Source organism: Paenibacillus sp. FSL H8-0122 (genome assembly GCF_038005345.1).
GTDB lineage: Bacteria > Bacillota > Bacilli > Paenibacillales > Paenibacillaceae > Paenibacillus_AQ.
The window spans coordinates 956,866-980,125 of the sequence record NZ_JBBOTB010000001.1 but is presented as its reverse complement, the minus strand read 5'-3'; the positions used below and the strand labels follow the sequence as shown (position 1 = coordinate 980,125).

Below are 23,260 nucleotides of genomic sequence, written 5' to 3'. Positions count from 1 at the left end.
TAGATTGAACTTGCAGTATCTTTATCTTGGGATAGTCATGACTCCAGAGAATGTTTGGACTTCCGGCCGCTGTTGTATACAGATTTCCTTGATTTAACCGCTGTTCGCGGTAGAAATCCGTATACAAAGGCGGACGCTACCGCTCCTACAGTTCCAAAATTCCCTTCCGCCATTCATCCCTTAATTTGTATATTACAAGTTCAATCTATTGGATGGTATGTAGAATAAGCACCCGGCAGCTTGGACAAGCTGCCGGGGCTTTTTTGTGAATACATTGCCGATCCCCGCAAAGATCCTGAGTAAGCATCGAAACCCAAGCTTCACTTTTCATTGAAACGGTACCGTCCCGAAAAGGAAGACAAAGCCGGTTCTACTTATGAGACCATATTGTTACTGGGACGTAGGAGTAGGAGTAGGAGTGGCTATTTTACAAGAAAGAGGTGTAACGGGATGGCGATACATATTCAGGAGTACGGAGACCCGGATGGGGCTTGTCTGATGGTCTTCCTGCATGGCGGGGGCGTGAGCGGGTGGATGTGGGAGAAGCAGGTGGCGGCGTTCGCCGGGTATCATTGTCTGGTCCCGGACCTGCCGGGGCACGGGTTCAGCCGGGAGGATACGGAGTTCACGATCCGCAGCAGTGCGGAGGAGCTTCTGTTGCTCATTGAGGAGCGGGCTCAGGGACGAAAGATCGTTGTCACCGGCTTCTCGCTGGGCGCACAGGTGTTGGTTCAGATGCTGGGGTTAAGACCGGAGCTGATCGATTATGCCATCATCAACAGCGCGTTAGTGCGGCCCATTCCCTCCGCCAGCAAGCTGATCGGGCCGGCGGTCAGACTGTCTTTTCCGCTGATTAAGTACAGATGGTTCGCGAAGCTACAGGCTAAGACGCTCTATCTGGGCGAGGAGTACCTGGAACGGTATGTTCAAGAGAGCCGGCAGATGGAGCTGAAGACGCTGATCCGGGTGCTGGAAGAGAATATGTCGTTCCGCATTCCAGCCGGGTTCAGTGAGGCTGCAGGCAAAATACTGGTTACTGTAGGTGAACGTGAGAAATCTGTCATGAAGCAATCCGCCCGGGACCTTGTAGCTGAGAATCCCCGCTGCATAGGCGTGGTGATTCCCCGGATGGGACATGGCCTCTCTCTGGCGGAGCCGGAGCTGTTCAATAAGCTGGTCGAGGCCTGGGTTCAGGGCGGGGAGCTGCCCGGGGAATGCAGAAGAATCTAATTCCCTCAGGCGCGAAATGACGCTAGTTCAGATCCTCCCTGATTTTGTAGCGGACAGCAAGATAGCTTAGTATTAGAATCGCAGCAACCGCTACTCCGAATGTATGAATCATGTCAGCCGTGCTGCCTAGATCCTTGACCCGTACGAGCGTGTTGATCAGCAGATATTGCGTGAGATGAGTGCCTGTGAACTGATTCTCCAGCGCCCCCAGTACCATCCCGATCACATTCAGGGCCAGAACGAAGCCGGCGCTCAAGCTGATGAGCAGGTTCTTAGTCATCATAGCAATGCAGAGAACAAGCAGGGAGAACGCCCAGTGCAGCAGGAATTGGCTGGCCAGCAGGGTAATGAGCATGCCTAGATCTCCCATATCTGTCTGGTCAAAGAGCATCCTTCTCCCGATCCCATCCGCAATTAACAGTGTCAGGAACAGCATGGCCACGAATAGGGCGAGAATCGCCATTTTGGAGAAGACGGAGTGGATTCTTGCCTGTCTCATGGAGATATAATTCTTGTGGAAGCCGGAATTCCATTCGCTCATATAGAAATAGATCGTGAACACGGCGATATAGATCAGCATCCAGGAAGGCGGCTGTGAGATCGTGTACTGGATGAAGTCTATCTCCGTTAAATTTCCGATCTGAACACCGCCTTCCTCCACAGGCTGCGCGTATTGCTTCATCATATAGATGCCGAAGATCTGAAAGGCACAGAACAAAAGCAGCAGCAAGTACATAATCTTGTTTCGCGTGAAGCGGTACAGGTCCATCCGCAACAGATTAATCATGGCGTTCACCTGCACTTTCCGTGCGTTCCAAGAAATACTGCTCCAGGCTCTGCTTATGTCTTGAGATGGAATCTACCATTATCCCATGCTGCGCCAGCTCCTGGACGATCTGCCGGATGCGGATATGCTCGTCGTATACATACACCGTACGGCTGTCCACCACTTTATATTGTGTAATCTTCAGCTCGCGCTCCAGCACCGGGAGAGCCTCCCGGGCTTCCTCCACGCTAATCTCGATCCGTTCCTCACAGCGCTGTTGTAATTCTTCCTTGGAGATGACCTCGGCGAATTCCCCCTGATGGATAATGGCATACTTGGTGGCGATTTTGGAGAGCTCCTCCAGAATGTGGCTGGAGATCAGAATCGTCAGACCCGCTGCGTTCAGCTCCAGGATGAGCTCCCTGATCTCTACAATCCCCTGCGGATCAAGCCCGTTAATCGGCTCATCCAGAATCAGCACATCGGGACTTCCAAGCAAGGCCACCGCGATCCCCAGCCGCTGCTTCATACCCATGGAATAGCTTTTGACTTTGGCGGTATTCTTAGGGTCCAGTCCTACGAGCCTCAGCAATTTCTCTATCGTGGTAACCCTGTCACTTAGACCATATGCGATGGCGAGCAGCTTCAGGTTCTCATAGGCCGAGATGTTCGGATATAACCCGGGCTGCTCAATCAGTACCCCCATCCGCTCGAAAAAAGACTGGTCTCCCGCCGCCGCACGGTTGAAAAAATGCAGCTCTCCCGAGGTTGGATACACGTGTCCGCTGATCATTTTGAGCAGGGTCGATTTGCCCGCCCCGTTCTTACCGATGATGCCGACAATCTCTCCTCTGTAGATTTTGAGATTGGCATTCCGTACTGCCGCTTTCGATTGGTACATCTTGGTCAGTCCGCATAGTTCAATGATGCAATCTGTCATGTCTGCCACCTCCTTACCCTAAGTTAACAGGATGAAGACTAATAGTTCGCCAACAAAAGGTTAAGAAAGTTCAAAGTTCATCATGGACTCAGCCGGAAGCCGATGCCCCAGACCGTATCGATATAGGCTTCGCTGTCGTGCGCTTTGATTTTATTGCGGATATTGCTGACATGTACCGTTATCGTCTTGTCCTCGCCCAGATAGATCTCCTCCCAGGCCAGCTCATAGAGATCCTGCTTCGTGAACACGCGGGTAGGATTCTTAACCAGCAACTCGACAATTCTGAATTCCTGGCGGGTCAGCGAAAGCTCAGTTCCATGAATCCTGACACTGTAGGCCGAGCAGTCCAGTACCAGATTTTTATGCCTGAACTCCTTCACCGGCTCACCGGCAGCCGTCCGCTGGATATGGACATGGATGCGGGCAATCAGCTCCTCCAGCTCAAAGGGCTTGGTCACATAATCGTCAGCGCCCAGCGTGAACAGATCCAGCTTATGATCCAGCTGATCCTTTGCCGAGAGGACAATTACCGGAATCCGGGACTTCAACTCCTCACGCAAACGGTGCATGAACCCTTCGCCGGACAATCCGGGCAGCATCAGGTCTAAGACAATCAGGTGGTACTCCTGCTCTGCCAGATTCAGCATCCCTTCACTGCCTGAATAGGCCCGGGTACACTGAAAGGCTGCGGCGGTAAGCCCGTCATGCAGAATTGCGTTAATATGCTCGTCATCCTCAACGATGAGAATTCTTTTGCGGTGCCCGTTATCCTTGAGATGGGTACTCATGGCTATGCTCCTCCCCCCTTTTTGAGAATCCGATTAATATACTGAAGGTATCCGCTGTACACCCGGCCTCTGCATCCCCGTTCATTTTCTCCGTCAGCGCCTTCACAATCGAGAGTCCAAGCCCTGAGGAATGCCGGGTACGCGAGGGATCTTCTCTGTAAAAGCGGGTAAAGATCTTCTCCGTATCCACACTGCTGCCTGGCTTAAGCCGATTGGTGAAGCGTATACACAGCATCTCCTGCCTGTCTTCAACCTCTACGGTCAACGGGCCTTCGCCGTGGATGAAATAGTTGCCGATGATATTGGTAAAGATTCGTTCCAGCGCATGGATATCCCCCATCACCCGGGGAGAACGCTCCGGCAGCCGAAGCTCGGGCTCATTCCCGGACCGGGTAAAATCATCAATGAACGTGAACAGGTTCCGCTTCAGCACCTCCACCACATCAACCGCCTGCAGCTCCAATTCATATTCGGGATTCTGCAGCTTGGTATAGAGGAACAGCTCCTCTACCAGCTTAATAATCTGCTGTATTCTCGACTGGGCAAGCGCTACGTACCGCCCCTTTTCCTGCTCCACCTCTGTCCGCAGCGCCAGCTGAAGGTAACCATCCAGTGAAGTGAGCGGCGTGCGGATATCATGCGACAGACTGGTAACCGCCAGATTCATCTCCTGATTCTTGCGGCTGAACTGTTCTCCCATCGCTTGCTGGCGGCTTAACAGGTTATTGCACTCCCGCACCAGCCTGCCGATCTCCCTTGGCTTCAACTGGGTCGCTACCAGCTTACGGGACTCATGCTCCATAATAAAAGACAGCTGGCTGCTGATCTGACCGACCTGTCTCCGGTAGTTCAGCAGGTACACAGTCTGGGCAATCAGCAGCAGCAGCAGGAGTCCTGCCAGAACAATAAGGATAGGATCAACTCCTCTCATATGAGGTTATTATATACGATTGAGAGAGGCTTAATAGTAACACAAAAAGCTACGCTTATACCCAAACTATTTGGGGTAGCGTAGCTTATTTCAATGGCCTTCATCATCCCAGCGCTAACTCATAAACAAATAAAATAATATCTCCGATCTAAACGGTATTGATGTGCTGAGTTCTGGAGATTAATAGAATCGGGTAAAACGGATTGGTACATAGAAGACAGTACTCTGGATTCAAGAGCGAATACCCCCTCCTGAAGATTATTAAATAAACTCTTGTGATTCTTTTAGTGTGTTGACTTAAGGAGTTATAGCAATCCGCCATATCCAATTATAAAAATTTATTTATTATTTTTCACACTTATCGTTACAATTTCATTTTTAGCAATTTGAGTATTCTCAATAGGAGATTGGCCAGTTACTATTCCATTCTCTACAAGATAATTATTGGCATCTTCTTTTATGTTTACACGCAAATTAAGATTTTCTAATAGTGTTACGGCTTCTTGCTCAGAAAGCCCTACTAGGAATGGGACATTGGATTTTTTTGGATTTTCTCTGTAAGCAAAAACTATACTAATTGCAATAACTATAACTCCAATAGTAGTTAGCAAATAAACTCTCCTAAATCTCAAGTTAATTTCAAACGATGAAAGTAACCACTTTTTAATCATTTTTAACCTCCTTGAATATTTAGTTCTTATTAGGTTTACTCAAATCTCTCCATTACCTTAAAAAGGATTTATTATTATATTTTATCCTATATGCACTCAAAAATGAACCATAAATTTATTTTTTTATTTATTATTGTAATTAAGTTCTATTATATGTAATATATTAATTAGGTAAAAATTAGATGATTATGTATTGAGTGACTACAAAACGCCAGAAGTAATCACTAATTTTAATTTACAAAGGAGGAATTATATTGAGGTTTAATTCTAAAAAGCTTTTATTATTTTCAATGATTATTTTAATTCTGGTTTTCCCAAACATGGTATTTGCAAAGGATAACTCTGTTAAATTAACTGAAGAAAAAATTTCAAGTGCAGTTAATGAAATTGTAAAGAATGCAGGCTCTTTCACAGAACCCCTAATAGTTGATTCAGGTCTAGTAGACACAGAAGATAATACAAAAATTTATTTTTATATTTTACCCGTTGATTCGAAAGCTGTTAAATCTTCAAATGATTTTTCAATACAAAGCGTGACCCCTTTAAGCAGTCACACCATTCCACAAGGCGTAAAAATGATTTATTCCAGATCTGATGGTCAGCCGTGGACGGTAGCTACCACTACTCTTGTTAGTATGAGTTTTTCCACTAATCAAACAAGTCCAACAACTATGCAATATGGACATTTCAATACTGACAATGGACAAACTATACAGAGTTTTACTGACACATCTAACTATGCTTATGCCCATTATGCTGGTGCAACTCATATTAGATTCTTTATAACTAATTTATCGGCAGGTTCAGTTATTGTTAGTGGACAAATATCATTCTAAAAACTCAACGCGGTTTGTTTATTACGGTGCTTCAATTTTTATAAGTTTTAATATGACTGCAAGCCCCTCTCCTGAATATCGGAGAGTGGGCTTGTTTTTTGTATTCCAAATTTTATTCGATACAATTACTTGCTCAATAGCTAAAGGGAGTTGAAACAAGCATAAAGAAGTATAGTTTAAACTCTAAGGCTATTTACACACTAATTGAGCTTATGGCGTACGTTGATTCCCTCCTTGCCCACTCTAAGCTGAATCTCCCCCTGCTGATCGGTCCGGTAGATCTCAGTATTTGCGTCAGCCAACCGGTCCAGCACACCGCCATTGGGATGCCCGTACAGGTTATTCACACCGGCTGAGATAACAGCGGCCCCGGGGTTCCAGAAGGCCAGCCAGTCTGCGCTGGTGGCGGTTTTGCTGCCGTGGTGGGCGACCTTGAGGGCATCGATGGGTCTGCCTTGCTTAATCCCGGATTGACTTGCGGAATGTAGGATGGCCTCCTCTGCAGCCTGATCCATATCTCCTGTGAAAAGAAAGCTCCGGCCGTTCATCTCCAGCCGGAACACCACCGATTCGTGGTTCTGGTCCTCCACTTCCTCCGGCAGGGTCTGTCCATCCGCTCCCTGATCCGGCCAAAGGAAATTCAGCCGCGTGGCATCGTCCGGTTCCAGCGTCATGCCCTGCTGCACCGGATATAGCCGGACACCCGCTTCCAGTGCAGTCGTCATCAGCTTGGTATACGGCTCCGTGTCGGCCAGTGTTCCGTTGAACAGCAGCGCCGATACCGGCAGCCCTTCCAGCACCGCCTGGAGCCCTCCGGCATGGTCCTGATCGCCATGCGTCAGGATAACCGCGTCCAGCCGGTGGATACCCCGCTGCTTCAGGAGCGGCAGCAGCGTCTTCGCCCCGACCTCGAACGGACTGCGGCGTATGCGCCATGCCTCCCTTTTGCCGAAGCTAACGGTCCCGCCGCCGTCCACCAGGATATGGGCTCCGCCCGGCGTGGTAATCAGGCTGCTGTCCCCCTGGCCTATGTCCAGGTAACTGATGGAACCGAAGCCGTCGCGTATAGCCTCAGCGTTATAGCCCTTATAAAGCAGAATGGTCAGGCCTACGGCACACAGTATGGCTGCGGAATTACTCCAGCGCGTAGCTCCAGTCGGCGGATAGGCTTGGAAGGCCAAGGCTGCTCGACCGCTGTTTGCAGTGGATGGCAAATCTGGCTGGTTGGTGGTGTTGATATGGTTACCCAGCGGTTCCGGCCTCTCCAGCTCTGCCAGCGGACGGGTCTCATCGTCCATGAACTGGGGAACAAGCATGGCCTCAGTCCTCCGTTTCAACGCATGTAACAAACCATATAACAGACCGTAATAGAGGCAGATCCACAGGAAGGATGGCGAAGCCCAGATCAGCACCCCGGCAGTGAATCCGTTCACCCACTCTACTGCCACAAAAGTGATATTATTTAGTATCTCCGCAAGCTGCGCAGTCAGGAGTGCAGCTGCATTCCAGGCCCTTCCGAGGAGCAGTGCCAGTGTTCCCAAAGGCAGCACCAAGAAAGTGATGAAGGGAACCAGCAGTAGATTGGCGGCAACCGACAACAATGAGAATTGGTTGAAATAATAAATCGTCAGCGGAAACGAGACCAGTTGAGCAATAATCGTTACGGAGAGACTGCTGCCCAGCCAACCCGGTAACTGCTTGAACAGCGGCGCAGCGAGCGGTGTGTACACCATGAGTCCTGCCGTTACCAGAAAAGACAGCTGAAAGCTGACACTAAGCAGCAGATAAGGGTTCCAGACCAGCATCATCAGAGCGGATGAAGCCAGAATGTTGAGCCCATCCTTGAGCATGCCGAGCCTTGCCGCCAGCAAGGCAATCATGCTCATGATCCCAGCGCGGATCACAGACGGTCCGGCCCCGGACAGCAGCACATAGACCGGCACCAGCAGCAAGGTCACCGTTAGTGCGGTTTCCCTGGTTAAGCGGCAGCGGCGCAGAAGAACCAGGATTACTCCGACGTACACCGCCACATGCATCCCCGAGATGGCGAGAATATGGGTCAGTCCGAGCTGAGAGAACTGTCTGAAGGTCTCCGGGTCTAGCTCCTTCTGGATACCGATGACAAGGCCTTTCATATAGCCCGCATGAGGCTCCTGAAATAAGCGGCTCATTTCTGCACCGAGTACGGATCTTGCCTTATCATTCCAGCGCAGAATCCTGGACGGCTCCCACGAGACTTGGGGGTTAACCTTTACACTGGCTGTTCCCGTTCCTTTTAGCAGCCAGTGAATCTTTTGGGTGAGCAGATAGGCCCGGTAGTCGAATCCGCCAAAGTTGCGCGCTGTCTGCGGTTGGATCAACTCCCCTTCAATGACCACCCGGTCTCCCCGCTGCCACTGCGCAGCCACCGCAATTTCACTCTCCTCCTGGAGCTTGATTTGTACAGTTACACGTTCACCTTCAGCCTCCCTCTCCACCGCTCCCGCTGCGGCAGACTGTTCCCCTTGCTGGTGTAGTCTGACACTGGACAGCTTCGCGACAAAGTCAACCCGGTCCCCGTCCCGCTCCACCGGAGAAGCGATAACGCCTGCGGCTGTTATATAGGCTTCATTCAGTTCGCTTACTGGTTGCCCCAACACCTCAGGCAGCAGACTCACATTGCGTACCTCGCTATATTCCCAGTATAAGGATGCCACAATCAGTGCTGTCACCAACACCCCAGCCATCCTCCAGCGTATTCTGCCGCTCACCGCCCAGACTACAGGCAGCAACAGCAGCCCTGTGAGGCAGAACAGCAGACTGCGGCCAGAGAACAAACATCCTGCGGCACTTCCCGCTACCCAGCAGACCGTAAAGCTTAAGAGCGGCCTTCTGTTCATAATCATCTCTCCTTCCTAATTAGCACTAGACGCCAAAGAACCCCTGCATACGCATACAAATGCGTGTACAGAGGTTCTTCCTCTGGAGCCCGTCACTATTCTTTTCGCGGCTCGTTCAGCCAACTATGTTAAGCCCGTCAGCCCATCCGTAGATGCTGGTTATTCAGATACCGAAATCATCGTTTCCTTAGGCGGCTCATAGTTCTCCAGTTGACGGAACACGATCCCTTTGGAGGAGAGCATCGCCTGCACCTTTCCCATGTCTTTCTTGTACGGGCGCAGGTAGACAATCTCCACGATTCCGCTGTTAGCCAGCATATTAGCACAAGTCCAGCAGGGTTCATCAGTAACGTAGACCGTACTGCCTTCCCGGTCGCTCCGGTCTGTGAACAGCAGCAGATTCTGCTCGGCATGGATCGTGCGGATGCAGCGCTGCTTTTTGACCATTGTCTCTACACCGTCTATCATCTCACGCTCGTACTGCTCAGATACCATACAGCCTGCTTCCGAGCAGTCAGGAACGCCCATCGGCGCACCGTTATAGGCCGTACCCAGCAGCTTCTTCCCCTGCACCAGCACCGCGCCGACATGGCGGCGGGGACAGCGCGAACGGGTGGAGACCATGCAGGCAATATCCATGAAGTATGTATCCCAGTTCTTGCGGTAAGCCACAGTCATCAGTAATCTCCACTTTCTCTTCAATAGTTGTTCATTATTGTAGCATACCTGTCTGCGTTTTCACTAGGATATTGATAGCCCGTAACACCCCACATTTCACCTAACTCTCACTTAGATCTCCCGTCCCGCCCACTTTTACAGCTCATCTGTAGAGTCGGGTGTGATTGCACTTCATACAGTAGAAATTGCATTCTCAGCGCCTAAGTCACGTTCTGCTGCACTTCATACAATTGATTCTCTCATTTAGTCTCCAAAGACCCTCTTTTGCAAAATTCTAATGTACGAAGTGCAGCAGCTTCAGTTATCAGGCGGATTGTGGGCTAATCTAATGCACTGAGTGCAATTGCAGCTTACTTTGCCTCTGTCCATGCTCAGAGTATAGAGCCCGCTAAGTGGAAAAACTACAACTGTTACTGGTAAAAGCGCCGAATGTAAGCTAGTAGTTGGAAAAATGACACTTAATTTATTGCAAATTGCTGATTCAGCGCATTCAGGCTAAATTAGATGCCCTAAATCCACTTACTGTTCGTCAAGGTAGCATTTAAGATTTATTAAGTGGAGGAAATCCAACTGCTTCCCCGACAGACGGGTTGTTCGGAGACGGAGACATTCAGGACGGCGGCCTTAAAATGCCACCAGCGGCTTAAGCTTCTCCAGCAGCTTGGGGCCGATGCCCTTCACCTTGCCCAGCTCGTTCGCGCTGCGGAAGGCTCCCTTACTGGTGCGGTAGTCGATAATCGCCTGCGCCTTTTTCTCTCCAATGCCCGGCAGGTCCATGAGCGCTTTGGCATCGGCTGTATTCACATTGATCCGGCCGTCAGCCGCTGCCGGGACTGCAATGCCAGCGGCTCCAGCTGTTCCATCACCGGTGGCCGCACCGCCAATAACTCCGCTACCCGCCTCGCCTACAACATTCGCACCAGCAACTCCATTACCAGTCACACTCCCGCCAGCTCCTGTGTCCACTGTTGCACCACCCGTGGCTGCGTTGCCAGTTGCTCCACTACCCACCTTACCGCCACCAGCTACCTCGCCACCTGCATCTCCACTACCCGCCGCACCTGCAACACTCCAGCCACCTGCCCCGTCCCCAGCCGCACTCCCGCTAGCCACTCCACTACCCGCCTTACCACCACCAGCTACCTCGCTACCAGCCACTCCACTACCTGCCGTATCGCGACCAGCATCCTCACCGCCTGCCTCCCCACTTGTCATACTTCCACCCGCCGCTACGCTCCCACCATCAGCCCCGTCCGCCGCACTCCCGCCATTAGCCCCGGCGGCGGCACTGCCACCCTCACCTATGTCCGCCACTCCCAGCGCCTGCGCCATTCCGGCGTTCAGCGTCGTCCATCCGGCGATGCCGGTGTCCTGTGCTTTATGATCTGCGGCCCATACCAGGCCGCCGCCCAGCAGCGCGGCGGTGATGGCGCAGATGATCATTCTTTTATCCATCAGGTTGTCCTCCCTCATCGAACTGGAATTTTATTCAAAAACCCGATTAAAACCTGTCATTGGTCCAAGTCTGGTGTGCATACATTTAACGAAGAGTATCACTGTAAGCCAGCAGCATAAGAAAGGAGGTACCACAGGATGAAAGTGGGATTTATCGGAACAGGCAGCATGGGAAGTCTGCTGATCGACACCTTCCTTCGGTCGGGAGCCCTTGATCCATGTGATGTGATGGCCAGCAACCGCAGCCCGGGCAGGCTGATGGAGCTGAAGAAGCTTCATCCCGGAATTACGATATGCTCCGGCAACATCGAAGCCGCCTCGGAGAGCGACCTGGTGTTCCTGTGTGTCAAGCCTTTGCAGTTCAAGCGGGTAACCGATGAGATCGCCCCTTATCTGCGCAGCGACCAGATCGTTGTATCGATTACAAGCCCTGTGCAGCTCTACCATCTGGAATCGGCCCTGCCCTCCAAGGTCGCCAAAATCATTCCCAGCATCACCCATTCCGTCAGAGGCGGGAGTTCGCTGTGCATTTTTGGAAGCCGATTAAATAAAAAAGACAGGCTCCTGCTGCTCCAGCTATTCTCCTGCATTGGAGTTCCGGAGGAAATTCCTGAGGGCCATACGCGGATTGCCTCAGATTTCTCTAGCTGCGGCCCGGCCTTTCTTAGCTATTTCCTGGAGCGGTGGATTGAAGCGGCTGTTGAAGCAACCGGCATCGACGAAGCCCTGGTCACCCGGCTCGCAGGGGAGATGCTGCTGGGTACGGGTAAGCTGTTGACCAAAGGCTCGTTCACCCCGCAGGAGCTGCAGGAACGGGTAGCCGTCCGCGGGGGTATTACCGCGCAAGCCCTGAATCACTTGCAGACCAGTCTGGAAGGGGTTTTTGAACGCCTGATCACCACCACACATGACAAGTATGATGAGGATGTGGAAAAGCTCGACGAGCTGTTCGGGCTTGGCAGTATCGCCCAGAGCCGCATCGACCGTTAAGCTGCCCTCATCTGTCCTATACCGCTTGTCATCCCGCCGCACGGTACCCTGCTTTGAACGGGCCACACGCGCTAATCTTCGCGGTACCAGCCTTGAAGCCATCGTTCACGCTCCAGGCTAGGCCGCCCGAAACCAAGTGGAAACGGCTTTGCCGTCCTTTTAAAGGACGGTACCGTTTCAGCGAGAAATAGAAGGATAAGTTATCGTGTGCAACATATAAATTCTTATATTTGAACAAAATCACCCTGCGGGTGAACGATGCTAATGCCTCTCTCACCGGCCGCTTTTAAGGAGCAGTAATGTTGCCCTTTTTGCAGGATTTCTCTATACCTTTTACGGGTTGAAGTACAATGTTGCATTATTTGCACAAATTTCGGTGTTTAGAGCAAGTTAGTGCTGAATTTGTTGCAGTTCGTGCAGGATTTCAGCATAGACTGCTTCTTTGGGGCAGTATTGTTGCACTTTTGACAGGATTCCTCTTAAAATGTTACCGCCTGTGATGCATGGGGCCCTTCCCTCGGCGCCTAAACAGCAACAAAGCCCGCAGCACGGAAACCTCCGTTGCTGCGGGCAGAATTGCGTTCTTCGCTTAACCCACTACGATATTTACCAGCTTGCCGGGAACGGCAATGATTTTGCGTACGGTTTTGCCTTCGACGGCCGCCTTCACATTCGGCAGGGCCAGGGCGTGGTCCTGCATCTCCTGCTGGCCCATATCCGCCGGAATCAGCGCGCGCTGGACGATTTTACCGTTGACCTGCACCACGATCTCAACCTCAGCATCTACGGTCCAAGCTTCATCATAGGATGGCCAGGCGACATAGCTGATGCTTCCTTCATGGCCCAGCAGCTCCCACAGCTCTTCGGCAATATGCGGTGCCAGCGGGGACAGCATCTGTACGAACTGTTCTGCCGCTTCCTTGGACAGGCTCTCCTGCTTGTAAGCGTCATTGATGAAAATCATCAGCTGGCTGATTGCCGTATTGAAACGCAGATGCTCGAAGTCTTCGGTTACCTTCTTCAGCGTCTTGTGCCAGGTGCGTTTGAATTCATCCGTGCCGCCGCCCTCTGTAATCTTCGCGCTGAGGCTGCCGTCTTCATTCACGAACAGGCGCCATACGCGGGAGAGGAAGCGGTGAATGCCTTCGACACCCTTCTCGTTCCAAGGCTTCGTTGCTTCCAAAGGACCCATGAACATCTCATAGACGCGCAGTGTATCAGCGCCGTAAGCTTCCACGATTTCATCCGGGTTAATGACATTACCGCGCGATTTACTCATCTTCTCGTTGTTGTTTCCCAGGATCATTCCCTGGTTGACCAGCTTGTGGAACGGCTCCTTGGTATCGACTACGCCGATATCATAGAGCACCTTATGCCAGAAGCGGGCATACAGCAGGTGAAGCACCGCATGCTCGGCTCCGCCGATGTACAGGTCAACCGGCAGCCATTCCTTCTGCTTCTCCGGTGAACACAGCTCCTGATCATTGTGAGGATCGATATAACGCAGGTAGTACCAGCAGCTGCCGGCCCATTGCGGCATGGTGTTGGTCTCGCGGCGGGCCTTCATGCCGGTCTCTGGATCCACCGTCTCCACCCACTCGGTCACATTCGCCAGCGGAGATTCCCCGGTGCCCGATGGCTTGATCGCATCCACATCCGGCAGCACCAGCGGCAGCTGATCCACAGGCACGGTCTTCATCGTGCCGTCTTCCAGGTGCAGAATCGGAATCGGTTCGCCCCAGTAACGCTGGCGGCTGAACAGCCAGTCGCGCAGGCGGTAGGTTACTTTGCCCTTACCGCTGCCCTTCTCTTCCAGCCAGGTGATCATCTGAGCTATCGCTTCAGTATTGGACAGGCCGTCGAGGAATCCCGAATTGACATGCGGACCGTCACCGGAGTAAGCTTCTTCTTCGATATTGCCGCCCTGCACCACTTCGATAATGTTCAGGCCGAACTGCTTGGCGAATTCCCAGTCGCGGGCATCATGGCCCGGAACGGCCATAATGGCTCCGGTTCCGTAGCCCGCCAGCACGTAGTCGGCAATCCAGATCGGCACCTGCGCGCCGTTCACCGGATTAATCGCATACGCGCCGGTGAATACACCGCTTTTCTCCTTAGCCAGATCCGTGCGTTCCAGATCGCTCTTGCGGGAAGCCTTGTCGCGATATTCGGCAACGGCTGCCTTCTGCTCATCCGTGGTGATGGCATCCACCAGCTTATGCTCCGGTGCGAGTACGCAATAGCTTGCTCCGAACAGGGTATCGGGACGGGTAGTGAACACTTCAAGCACAGCCTCATGCCCCTCAATCGCAAAGGTCACCTCAGCGCCGGTCGATTTGCCGATCCAGTTGCGCTGCATATCCTTGATGCTCTCTTCCCAGTCCAGCTCCTCCAGATCCTCCAGCAGGCGGTCGGCGTATTCGGTAATCTTCAGGATCCACTGGCGCATCGGTCTGCGGACGACGGGATGGCCGCCGCGCTCGCTTTTGCCGTCGATGACTTCTTCATTCGCAAGAACCGTTCCCAGCGCCTCACACCAGTTCACCGATACTTCGGCCACATAAGCCAGTCCACGATTGTACAGCTGGATGAAAATCCACTGCGTCCACTTGTAGTACCCCGGATCGGTCGTGCTGATCTCACGGTCCCAGTCGTAGGAGAAGCCCAGCGACTTGATCTGGCGGCGGAAATTGTCAATGTTCTTGAAGGTAATGTCACGCGGATGCTGGCCGGTATCCATCGCGTACTGCTCTGCCGGAAGTCCGAAGGCATCCCAGCCCATCGGGTGCAGCACGTTGTAGCCGCGCATCCGTTTGAAGCGGGACACGATGTCGGTGGCGGTATAGCCTTCCGGATGGCCTACGTGCAGCCCTGCGCCGGAAGGATACGGGAACATATCCAGGGCGTAGAATTTCGGCTTGCCTGATTCTTCACTTGTCTTGAAGGTCTTGTTCTCGTCCCAGAATTTCTGCCATTTCGGCTCGATGGTCTGGGCGCGGTATCCAATATTATCGCTCATCTTGTGCTCCTCCTTGGAGTGTTGCTGTATTAGGTAACTCTATTGTAAAAAAATACTGTAAATAAGGGTCACTGCAGAAAGTTTTGGGCTTCCGCCCGCTGTTATACTCGGATTTCTGATTATAAGCTTCAAGGTAGAAATCCGAGTATAAAGGCGGCCACTAACGTTGCTACAGCTCCAAAATTTCTTTCCGTTCCTTTATATTTACATAAAATCTGTAATAACCAATTCACTTACCCGGCAGAACAGCAAAGCCCAAGAGCCGCCCATGATTCGCCGGGCCGTAAAAACCACGGCAAGGCCATGTACCCGCCCATGATTTGCCGGGCCGGGAGCCGGAGCGAGTCAACATAATCGCTCTGGCCTGCTCAGGACTCGCCCGCTACGCCGGGCTAACCGCAAAAAAACCTCCCATCCCTAGCGTATAATCGCTAGGGACGAGAGGTATGAATTCCCGTGGTACCACCCTAGTTAGCGGCGGACATTCTTTGTCCGGCACTCACTTTGACACCCTGTATCGGGGGTGAGGCGACGGCGGTTCACTCGCCGGTCCCTAGGAACCTGCGGCTTGCGCCATTACTCGGAGGTGAGTTCACTGCGGTCCGTTAACCGGCTCGCACCTGGGGTGCCGGCTCTCTGCAATAACGGTCTCACGAATTAATACTCCTCTTCATCGCATTGCTATAATGACTCTTCTTATCGTAATATTCACCACATTATAACCAAAAGATACATGTACCGTCAATCCTTTCACCCGAAGTAGCCGCAGGTCCCCCTGTTCCTGCATGTGACGGGATGAATTACGGCTGCTTTATGCCGGCCTTCTGCGGATATAATAGCCGATGATATGCTGAATAACCACCTTGGCGGCGGCGAAGAAAGGAACGGCCAGAATCAGCCCGATCATTCCGGCGATCTCCCCGCCGACCAGCAGCGCGAAGATGATCAGCAGCGGATGCAGATGCAGCTTCCGTCCTACAACCTGCGGAGAGATCACGTTGCTCTCCAGCATTTGGCACAGGGTATTCACCACCGCCACCAGCAGGACAAGGCGCCACGACAAGGTTGTGGCCATTATAATGGCCGGGGCCGCCCCCAGAAACGGACCCATATAAGGAATAATGTTGAATACCGCGACAACACAGGCGAACAACAGCGCATAAGGCATGCCGATAATCGCGTAGCCGATATAAGCGAGCACACCGATGATGATGCAGACGAGAAACTGCCCGCGGATATAGTTGCCGAGCGCTTCATCAATGTCTTTTAACAGCATCACAATCGACTTGCGGCGCGAACGGGGCAGACAGGAGACCACCATCCGTTCGAATACCTCGAAGTCCTTCAGAATATAGAACACGAGAAAAGGCACAATGAATGCGTTGAACAGCACGCCAATGGTCGAAGCGATATTATTAAGGAAGTGGGAGATGCCTTCGGCCAGGCGGTTCTCCAGCTGATAGAACCAGTTATTCATTCCCGTCTCCACCCCGGGCGGAATCAGTCTGGAATTCATGCCCTTCATCAGCCCCTGCGCGTGCAGCGTCATCTCCGGCAGATGCTCGTTCAGCTCCTCCAGCTGTTCAATGAACATCGGGATCAGATTGATTAGAATCACCGCAAGCGAGGTCAGGAACACCGCATAGATCAGCAGGACGGCTACGCTGCGCGGCATTTTTCTCCGGGAGAGCATAGTGACCACCGGATTCAGTACATATGAGATAATCATGGCGGCCAGGAACGGGGCCAGGATCGCTTTTAGAAACAGGAATACCCCATTCAGCATCGGACGGAGCAGCCAGACGAAATATAGAATAATCAGTGAGAGCAACACGCCGGTCATCCAGCGGAGCCATTTACTGCGGAACCACTCCTCCATAATCTCCCTCCTGAACGTGTACAGCCCTTAACCATCATGCATATTAGTATGTGTGGGAGGGGAATGAAATACTCCGCTCTGCAAAAAATTGGTTTTTTGTTATTTCGATTCGCAGGTTGGTATAGTTGCCGGGTTCAAGGTCCGCTACAATCATATTGTAAAGCGCTTACATCATAAGGAGGGTATTGTATATGAGGAGAACGCTACACAAGCTATTCGGTGCAGGGATGACCCTGCTGCTTGCCGGTCTGCTGACAGGAGCTCCGTCCGTTTCGGCGGCCACCGTCTTTGATGAGCCACTGACCTACTTCAACCCCGCAACCTGGCAAAAAGCAGACGGCTACTCGAATGGCTCCATGTTCAACTGTACCTGGCGTGCGAATAACATCTCTTTCACCAGCGGCGGACAGCTTCGTCTGGCCCTGACCAGTCCCAGCAATAATAAATTTGACGGCGCGGAGTACCGCTCTGTGTACAAGTACGGCTACGGCAAATACGAGGTCAGCATGAAGCCGGCCAAGAACAGCGGGATCGTCTCCTCCTTCTTCACCTACACCGGGCCTTCAGACGGCACGCCCTGGGATGAGATTGATATTGAGTTCCTCGGCAAGGATACCACCAAGGTCCAATTCAACTATTACACGAACGGCGTTGGCGGCCATGAGAAGATTGTCAATCTCGGCTTCGATGCTTCCCAGAGCTATCATACGTACGCCTTCGATTGGCAGCCGGGTTATATTAAATGGTATGTAGACGGGGTCTTGAAGCATACGGCAACCAGCAACATCCCCTCCCGGCCCGGTAAAATCATGATGAACCTCTGGAACGGAACGGGTGTGGATTCCTGGCTCGGTTCCTATAACGGGGCGAACCCGCTCTACGCCTATTACGATTGGCTGAAATTCACAGGCAACTAACTTGCAGGCAGGAGATGGACCCCGGCGATGCGCAAGCGGCATCCGCCGGGGTCCTTTTGTCTATGCGGATCATGGCGGCTCATCTTCAATATTTGTTATTCCAATCGCCACATTGGTATGGCGGCTGCTGCCGTCCTTCTGTACGATATATAGCAAGAATACAGCACAGGAGGAACAGATCCGGGTGGGGCCGCCGCCAGGCAAACAGGCAGAAGCACCCAAGCGTATCTGCGACAAGAAACCGCCTTATTATAAAGGCGGTTTCTTGTCCCTGCGGTATTTAGCGGCTGCTGCTGTCCCAGGCATTGACCTCCATGGTTTCGGTAAGTCCGCCGTAGGTGTTCCACTTGTGCACGAATTCGTCGAATTCTTCAAGCGGGCTGTCCGCGAAGATGATTTTGATGAAGCTTTTCTGCTCCAGCTTCTTCAGCAGCTCGCCGTCACGCTTCATCGTCGCTGTCGGAGGTCCCGTGAACTGCTCCTTGCGGGAAGCCTCCTTCTGGCCCAGCAGCACAGGGGCAATGTCCTTCGGGATCTCCCGGATGACCCCGGAGGGAATCCGGGCCCCGTCGAAGGTTAGCGTGTAGGAGGCTACCCGGATGCCGCCCAGCGGCAGCGCAGAAGATTGGGCGCTCGGCTGGCCGCCCGCCATGGACCAGTCATAGCCCTCCGCAAGGCCATGGGCGAACTCGCCGGTCGAGGTAGCGTATGAATCGAACAAATAATTCTGATACGTAAAAAAGATTTCAGGGTGCTTCATCTGCTTATTAATCAGAATGGCACCATTGACAGGCAGGGTCCCTCTTCTCATGGTGAGCCCACCTGGCCCCGAAGGGATGGCAATTGCCCGGATGCGCGCCTCAGCGTCACGCTTGGTCAAGGAGGACAGCGGCCAGCCGCGCATCCAGTGGGGGCCGGCAATGATGCCCGCCTTGCCGGAGATGAACTGGTTCGCCGCCCCCTCCTCATCCAGCCAGGCACTGTCAGCGCTCAGATAACCGCGCTGTACCCATTGCTTCATGAGCCCGGCAGCCTTCCTTGCTCCCGGCTGGATAGAGCCGTATTCCAGAGTGCCGTCACTCCGGCGGTTCCACTGCTCAGGAACCGTACCGTAGGCGCCGAACACCCAGCTGCTGTCTCCCATCCAGGTGCTGGGACCGTTGCGGAATCCGACCGACAGGCCGTAGGTATCCTTGATCCCGTTGCCGTCCGGGTCCCGGTTGACGAAGGCATCCATGACCTGCTCCAGCTCATCCAGGGTTTGCGGGGCTTTCATATTGAGCTTGTCCAGCCAGTCCTGGCGGACCCAGAGCAGCGGATCGGAGTTATATTCATAATCCATAATGGGAATGGCATACCTGTGCGCGCCGCGCATGAAGGGGTTCCATGCCGAAGCATCCTCGGCAACAGCCTTCTTCCACACCTCGGACGCATGCTGCTCGAACAGGTCGCCGACTTCCATGAATTGCCCTGAATCAATCAGCTCCTGGATAATATCGGCATCTCTCGTCGTTACGATGTCAGGCATATTGCCTTTGGCCAGCTCCAGCCTCAGCTTGTTGGCGTAGGTCTCTGTGGTGCCGGAGATCGTCCAGAGATAACGGATACGGATGCCAAGCCGCTCCTCTGCCCAGGCCGTATGTACGTTGTGCTCCAGGCTCTCCCCTTTGATGAAATTCAGATTGGGGTTCACAGAGCCTACGGTGTACAGGTCTACCGGAGGATCATATTTGCCTTCCTTAACATCGAAGTAAGGGGCTGTACTTAACGGTGAAGCGGGCGGCTGACTATATTCGGTGCTGTCCCAGGAGCAGCCTGACAACATCAGGAGCAGCAGGAACAGCGGTGAACGGACTTTCATATAACCACCTGCTTTTCGTAGAGTTCATAATCTTATGATACACTTCTCCATATTACAGCAAATGTCTTGCAAAGGATGATCTTTATGGTGGCATGGCGTCCCAACCTGTTCATTAAAATGGTGGCAATCCTGCTCTCGCTGATTGCCGCCACACTCTTATTCTACGGCTCATCCTACCGTAAGGATGTCGGAGTCATTACAAGTCAGATCAAAACCACCGACCTTAATCATCTGGAATTTCTGACCCAGCAGATGGATAACAACATCAACCAGCTGGCGGGCAGCATGTATGCCCTGCAGAGAGATCCCACCATCCGCGATTATGAGCAGATTACGCAGCTGGGCCATCTTATTGATCCCGCCCAGACGATTATGACGGTGCTGGAGAAGCTGTCCCTCCAGACCAGCTCCAGTACGTGGGAGAACCAGATTGTCTTGTACAAGCCCTTCAGCGGGGAGACCTTGGGCTCGGATTCCTCGCTGTCCTTCGATGTCTCTGTCCTGCACAAGCCGCTCCCGGCGGGCTGGGAGTATATCTCGGCGGACAGGGCCGGCGCGGAGGCAGGCTTCCGGCTGCTCTTATCGGACCCTGCCCAGGCAACAAGCCGGCCGCGCGAGGCGCAGCTGCTGATGTCCATGTATTTGCCGGTCTCCAATATTGAACGGATGTTCGATGCCTACCAGTCGCAGAACACGGGGGACACCTTCTTGTACCATCCGTCATTCGGCGTCATCCTCTCGCGGAGTTCGGACCGGCAGATGGCGGAGCAGGTCACCGCGGCACTGAATATCACGGCCGGGAAGAGTACCTCCGGCATCTTCGATCTTAAGCAGGGCAGCTTCCTGGTCAGCTCGGTGCCCTCCTCGGCCATCGACTGGCAGGTCGTGCATTATTCACCGCTGAAGCAGATTCTTGAGCCGATCCGCAGCAGCCGCTCTTCCTTCCTGACAGGATCGGCTATCCTGCTGGTGATGAGCCTGCTGTTCTCCTTGCAGCTCTACCGCCAGGTGCAGCGTCCGGTGAGCCTGCTGCTGCGTTCGCTCAACCGGATGAAGGAAGGGCGCTGGTCTACCCGGATCCATACCCGGACCAACCCGGAGTTCACGCTGCTGAATGAGGAATTCAATGACATGGCCGAGAAGATTCAGTCGCTGATCGAGCAGGTCTATCTGGAGCAGCTCCGGGCCAAGGATGCCCATCTGAAGCAGCTTCAATCACAGATCAATCCGCATTTCCTGTACAACTGCCTGTTCTTCATCAAGAGCAAGGCCGCCATAGGAGATACCGAGTCCGTCGAGGCGATGGCACTCAGCTTAGGCGAATATTACCGCTATATCACCAGGGTCGATCATTCCCTCACCACCCTTCAGGATGAGCTGAAGCTGCTGGAGAATTACCTGAAGATCCAGAACCTGCGGAAGCAGCGTATCTGCTACGAGATGGATATGGAGAGCGGGCTGCTGGACCTGCACATTCCGCGGCTGCTGATTCAGCCTCTGGTAGAGAATAGTATCATTCATGGCATTGAGCGAAAAATCGGCCCGGGCTCCATCCGGATCACCGGCCGCCATACCCGAGAAGCCGTTCTCATAACCGTTGAGGACAACGGCGCCGGTATGACAGAGGAAGCCATTGCCGCACTTCAGGCGCGTATCAACGAAACTACGCGTGAGGATGGAGGCTGCGGGCTATGGAATGTCCAGCAGCGTCTCAAATTACATTACGGCGAGGCTTCCGGCCTGATGATTGCTCCTTCACCGGAAGGCGGTCTAATAACAACTCTCCGTATGGAGAAGAAAGAGGAACCTGATGCACCAAATTCTATTGGTTGATGATGAACCCTATGTGGTCGATGATCTGTCCATTTCGATTCCCTGGGCGGAGATGGGCTTCGGACAGGTCCACAAAGCTTATTCCGGGTATGAGGCACTGGAGCTGCTCCAGCGTTATCCCATCGATATTGTAGTCACAGATATCAATATGCCGGAGCTGTCCGGCACCGAGCTGATTGCCGCCATCCGCAAGCGCTGGAAGCATATCCGGGTGGTCATGCTGACCGGCTATGCGGAGTTTGAATATGCCCGCAAGGCCATTGAGGAGCAGGCCAGCGCCTATCTGCTCAAGCCGATAGCCAGCGACCAGCTGATCGCCGTCATCGGTAAGCTGCAGGAGAAGCTGCGCAGTGACTGGGAGGCCTGGTCCTCCCACCAACGGACGATGCAGACCTTCCGCGAGCATCTGCCCATCCTGCGGGACCGCCTGCTCGGGGAGCTGCTGCAGGGACGGAAGCTGCCCGGGCCGCAGCTCCAGGAGCGGCTGAACCAGTTCGACCTGCCGTTCTCGGCCGGACAGCTGGTCTGTCTGGCCGTGGTCCGCCCCGAGGAATTCTTCCGGCGCCAGGATATGCACAGCATGCTGCTGTTTGAATATGCAATCATTAATATCGCCCAGGAGCTGTTCCAGGACCGGTTCCTGATCTGGTCCTGCAAGGATGTGCATGACTATCTCGTATTCCTGCTGCAGCCCAGGGAGGATCTTGAACATGGCGGCAATCCGGGAAATGAGGTGGCCCAGGCTGCCTATCAGCTGCAGAATCATGTCAGTACCCTGATGGGAGGCGGCCTGTCCGTGGTGACCACCGGCTGGGGAGACTTCCCGGATCAGGTCTACACCCTCTATCAATCCGCCATCTCAGCCATCCGCCAGCATATCGGCAGCGAGACCGGCATCTATCTCGATACTACGGATAACAGCAGCTCCCAGCCCGTGGAGATTCTCCAGCCGCTGTATGAGCCTCCGCTGCTGTTCCACATGTTCGAAGCGAACAACTGGCAGGGCATTGAAGACAAGCTGAACGCTATCGTATCGGAGCTGATCCACAGTCCCGAGCGGTCACTGGAGCATATCCAGGAAGCCCGTCTGCACTTGGAGACGGCCTTCTATTACTTCGCCCACAAGAATAACAAGCTGCTGAGCGAGATTGTGGGCAATCCGCTGCTGGAGCAGGCTCCCTTTCAGACGCCGGACAAGCTGCGGGAGTGGGCCATGGAGGTTATCCTTTTGCTGAGAGAGCATACGGATTCCGAACGGCGGAACAGCCGGACCGTGCTGATCCGCAAGGTACATGAGTATATCAACCGCAATCTGCACTATGTCTCCCTACAGGCCATCGCCGACCATATCCAGATGCATCCGGTCTATCTCTCCAAAATGTACAAGCTGGAGACCGGCAAGCGGATCAGCGACTATATCAGTCAGGTAAAGATGGAAAAAGCGGCGTATCTGCTTATCCATACGCCGCTCAAAATTTATGAAGTTTCCTCGGAGCTCGGGTACTCCAACGCCCATTATTTCATCAAGCTCTTCAAGGAATATGCGGGGATGACTCCGCATGAATACCGTGACCGGGCGCTGTAATT

General features: G+C 53.1%; 17 protein-coding genes. 6 read left to right on the top strand and 11 right to left on the bottom strand.

Annotation, left to right across the window (positions count from 1 at the left end):
* Window positions 1–450 precede the first annotated feature (450 nt).
* Window positions 451–1,230: an alpha/beta fold hydrolase gene (locus NSS64_RS04340; RefSeq protein WP_341139331.1), complete on the top strand. Its 780-nt coding sequence runs from the start codon at window positions 451–453 to the stop codon at window positions 1,228–1,230.
* A gap of 22 nt (window positions 1,231–1,252) precedes the next feature.
* Here NSS64_RS04340 and NSS64_RS04335 read toward each other — a convergent pair whose 3' ends face one another.
* From NSS64_RS04335 to NSS64_RS04315, 5 genes are all read right to left on the bottom strand, one after another.
* Window positions 1,253–2,017, bottom strand: coding sequence for an ABC transporter permease (locus NSS64_RS04335; protein ID WP_341139330.1), 765 nt, complete (start codon window positions 2,015–2,017; stop codon window positions 1,253–1,255).
* On the bottom strand, window positions 2,010–2,936 hold the full coding sequence (locus NSS64_RS04330) for an ABC transporter ATP-binding protein (protein ID WP_341139329.1): 927 nt from the start codon (window positions 2,934–2,936) through the stop codon (window positions 2,010–2,012). The genes NSS64_RS04335 and NSS64_RS04330 overlap by 8 nt, the downstream gene beginning before the upstream one ends.
* 80 nt (window positions 2,937–3,016) lie before the next feature.
* Window positions 3,017–3,724 carry a response regulator transcription factor gene (locus NSS64_RS04325; protein ID WP_341139328.1) on the bottom strand — a complete coding sequence of 236 codons (708 nt, stop codon included), beginning with the start codon at window positions 3,722–3,724 and terminating at the stop codon, window positions 3,017–3,019.
* Window positions 3,702–4,655 carry a sensor histidine kinase gene (locus NSS64_RS04320; protein WP_341139327.1) on the bottom strand — a complete coding sequence of 318 codons (954 nt, stop codon included), beginning with the start codon at window positions 4,653–4,655 and terminating at the stop codon, window positions 3,702–3,704. Before NSS64_RS04320 ends, NSS64_RS04325 begins: the two co-directional genes overlap by 23 nt.
* A 338-nt stretch (window positions 4,656–4,993) precedes the next feature.
* Window positions 4,994–5,326 carry a PASTA domain-containing protein gene (locus tag NSS64_RS04315; RefSeq protein WP_036732281.1) on the bottom strand — a complete coding sequence of 111 codons (333 nt, stop codon included), beginning with the start codon at window positions 5,324–5,326 and terminating at the stop codon, window positions 4,994–4,996.
* Between the two features lie 254 nt (window positions 5,327–5,580).
* Between NSS64_RS04315 and NSS64_RS04310 the strand changes: the two genes are divergently transcribed.
* Window positions 5,581–6,162 (top strand): hypothetical protein, encoded by a 582-nt coding sequence (locus NSS64_RS04310; protein ID WP_341139326.1) that lies wholly within the window; start codon window positions 5,581–5,583, stop codon window positions 6,160–6,162.
* 200 nt (window positions 6,163–6,362) lie between these two features.
* On the opposite strand, the gene NSS64_RS04305 is transcribed toward NSS64_RS04310, so the two are convergent.
* The 3 genes from NSS64_RS04305 to NSS64_RS04295 form a co-directional block, all read right to left on the bottom strand.
* Entirely contained in the window at window positions 6,363–9,041 is a 2,679-nt protein-coding gene (locus NSS64_RS04305) for a ComEC/Rec2 family competence protein (RefSeq protein WP_341139325.1), read from the bottom strand.
* 159 nt (window positions 9,042–9,200) lie between these two features.
* A complete protein-coding gene (locus NSS64_RS04300) occupies window positions 9,201–9,719 on the bottom strand; it encodes a deoxycytidylate deaminase (RefSeq protein ID WP_341139324.1) in 519 nt (172 codons plus the stop codon).
* Between the two features lie 624 nt (window positions 9,720–10,343).
* Window positions 10,344–11,174, bottom strand: coding sequence for a ComEA family DNA-binding protein (locus NSS64_RS04295; RefSeq protein ID WP_341139323.1), 831 nt, complete (start codon window positions 11,172–11,174; stop codon window positions 10,344–10,346).
* A gap of 138 nt (window positions 11,175–11,312) precedes the next feature.
* Between NSS64_RS04295 and comER the strand changes: the two genes are divergently transcribed.
* Window positions 11,313–12,164, top strand: a complete 852-nt coding sequence (gene comER / locus NSS64_RS04290) for a late competence protein ComER (RefSeq protein ID WP_341139322.1) — start codon at window positions 11,313–11,315, stop codon at window positions 12,162–12,164.
* A gap of 589 nt (window positions 12,165–12,753) precedes the next feature.
* On the opposite strand, the gene leuS is transcribed toward comER, so the two are convergent.
* Together leuS and NSS64_RS04280 are read right to left on the bottom strand one after the other, a co-directional pair.
* A complete protein-coding gene (leuS, locus tag NSS64_RS04285; RefSeq protein WP_341139321.1) occupies window positions 12,754–15,183 on the bottom strand; it encodes a leucine--tRNA ligase in 2,430 nt (809 codons plus the stop codon).
* Between the two features lie 811 nt (window positions 15,184–15,994).
* On the bottom strand, window positions 15,995–17,062 hold the full coding sequence (locus NSS64_RS04280) for an AI-2E family transporter (protein ID WP_340950761.1): 1,068 nt from the start codon (window positions 17,060–17,062) through the stop codon (window positions 15,995–15,997).
* Window positions 17,063–17,289: 227 nt separating this feature from the next.
* Between NSS64_RS04280 and bglS the strand changes: the two genes are divergently transcribed.
* Window positions 17,290–17,979, top strand: a complete 690-nt coding sequence (gene bglS / locus NSS64_RS04275) for a beta-glucanase (RefSeq protein ID WP_036732455.1) — start codon at window positions 17,290–17,292, stop codon at window positions 17,977–17,979.
* Window positions 17,980–18,259: 280 nt separating this feature from the next.
* Here the strand turns inward: bglS and NSS64_RS04270 are convergent, their stop codons facing one another.
* Window positions 18,260–19,840, bottom strand: a complete 1,581-nt coding sequence (locus NSS64_RS04270; RefSeq protein ID WP_341139320.1) for an extracellular solute-binding protein — start codon at window positions 19,838–19,840, stop codon at window positions 18,260–18,262.
* A gap of 84 nt (window positions 19,841–19,924) precedes the next feature.
* Here NSS64_RS04270 and NSS64_RS04265 point away from each other — a divergent pair, with 84 nt between their 5' ends.
* Entirely contained in the window at window positions 19,925–21,673 is a 1,749-nt protein-coding gene (locus tag NSS64_RS04265; protein WP_341139319.1) for a sensor histidine kinase, read from the top strand.
* Window positions 21,651–23,258 carry a response regulator gene (locus NSS64_RS04260; protein WP_341139318.1) on the top strand — a complete coding sequence of 536 codons (1,608 nt, stop codon included), beginning with the start codon at window positions 21,651–21,653 and terminating at the stop codon, window positions 23,256–23,258. Before NSS64_RS04265 ends, NSS64_RS04260 begins: the two co-directional genes overlap by 23 nt.
* Window positions 23,259–23,260 lie beyond the last annotated feature (2 nt).

Coding starts and splice junctions, on each gene's coding strand:
- NSS64_RS04325 (WP_341139328.1), bottom strand. CDS start 3,724: ATGAGTACCCATCTCAAGGATAACGGGCACCGCAAAAGAATTCTCATC.
- NSS64_RS04315 (WP_036732281.1), bottom strand. CDS start 5,326: ATGATTAAAAAGTGGTTACTTTCATCGTTTGAAATTAACTTGAGATTT.
- NSS64_RS04265 (WP_341139319.1), top strand. CDS start 19,925: ATGGTGGCATGGCGTCCCAACCTGTTCATTAAAATGGTGGCAATCCTG.
- NSS64_RS04305 (WP_341139325.1), bottom strand. CDS start 9,041: ATGAACAGAAGGCCGCTCTTAAGCTTTACGGTCTGCTGGGTAGCGGGA.
- comER (WP_341139322.1), top strand. CDS start 11,313: ATGAAAGTGGGATTTATCGGAACAGGCAGCATGGGAAGTCTGCTGATC.
- NSS64_RS04330 (WP_341139329.1), bottom strand. CDS start 2,936: ATGACAGATTGCATCATTGAACTATGCGGACTGACCAAGATGTACCAA.
- NSS64_RS04300 (WP_341139324.1), bottom strand. CDS start 9,719: ATGACTGTGGCTTACCGCAAGAACTGGGATACATACTTCATGGATATT.
- NSS64_RS04260 (WP_341139318.1), top strand. CDS start 21,651: ATGCACCAAATTCTATTGGTTGATGATGAACCCTATGTGGTCGATGAT.
- leuS (WP_341139321.1), bottom strand. CDS start 15,183: ATGAGCGATAATATTGGATACCGCGCCCAGACCATCGAGCCGAAATGG.
- NSS64_RS04295 (WP_341139323.1), bottom strand. CDS start 11,174: ATGGATAAAAGAATGATCATCTGCGCCATCACCGCCGCGCTGCTGGGC.
- NSS64_RS04270 (WP_341139320.1), bottom strand. CDS start 19,840: ATGAAAGTCCGTTCACCGCTGTTCCTGCTGCTCCTGATGTTGTCAGGC.
- NSS64_RS04280 (WP_340950761.1), bottom strand. CDS start 17,062: ATGGAGGAGTGGTTCCGCAGTAAATGGCTCCGCTGGATGACCGGCGTG.
- NSS64_RS04340 (WP_341139331.1), top strand. CDS start 451: ATGGCGATACATATTCAGGAGTACGGAGACCCGGATGGGGCTTGTCTG.
- NSS64_RS04320 (WP_341139327.1), bottom strand. CDS start 4,655: ATGAGAGGAGTTGATCCTATCCTTATTGTTCTGGCAGGACTCCTGCTG.
- bglS (WP_036732455.1), top strand. CDS start 17,290: ATGACCCTGCTGCTTGCCGGTCTGCTGACAGGAGCTCCGTCCGTTTCG.
- NSS64_RS04335 (WP_341139330.1), bottom strand. CDS start 2,017: ATGATTAATCTGTTGCGGATGGACCTGTACCGCTTCACGCGAAACAAG.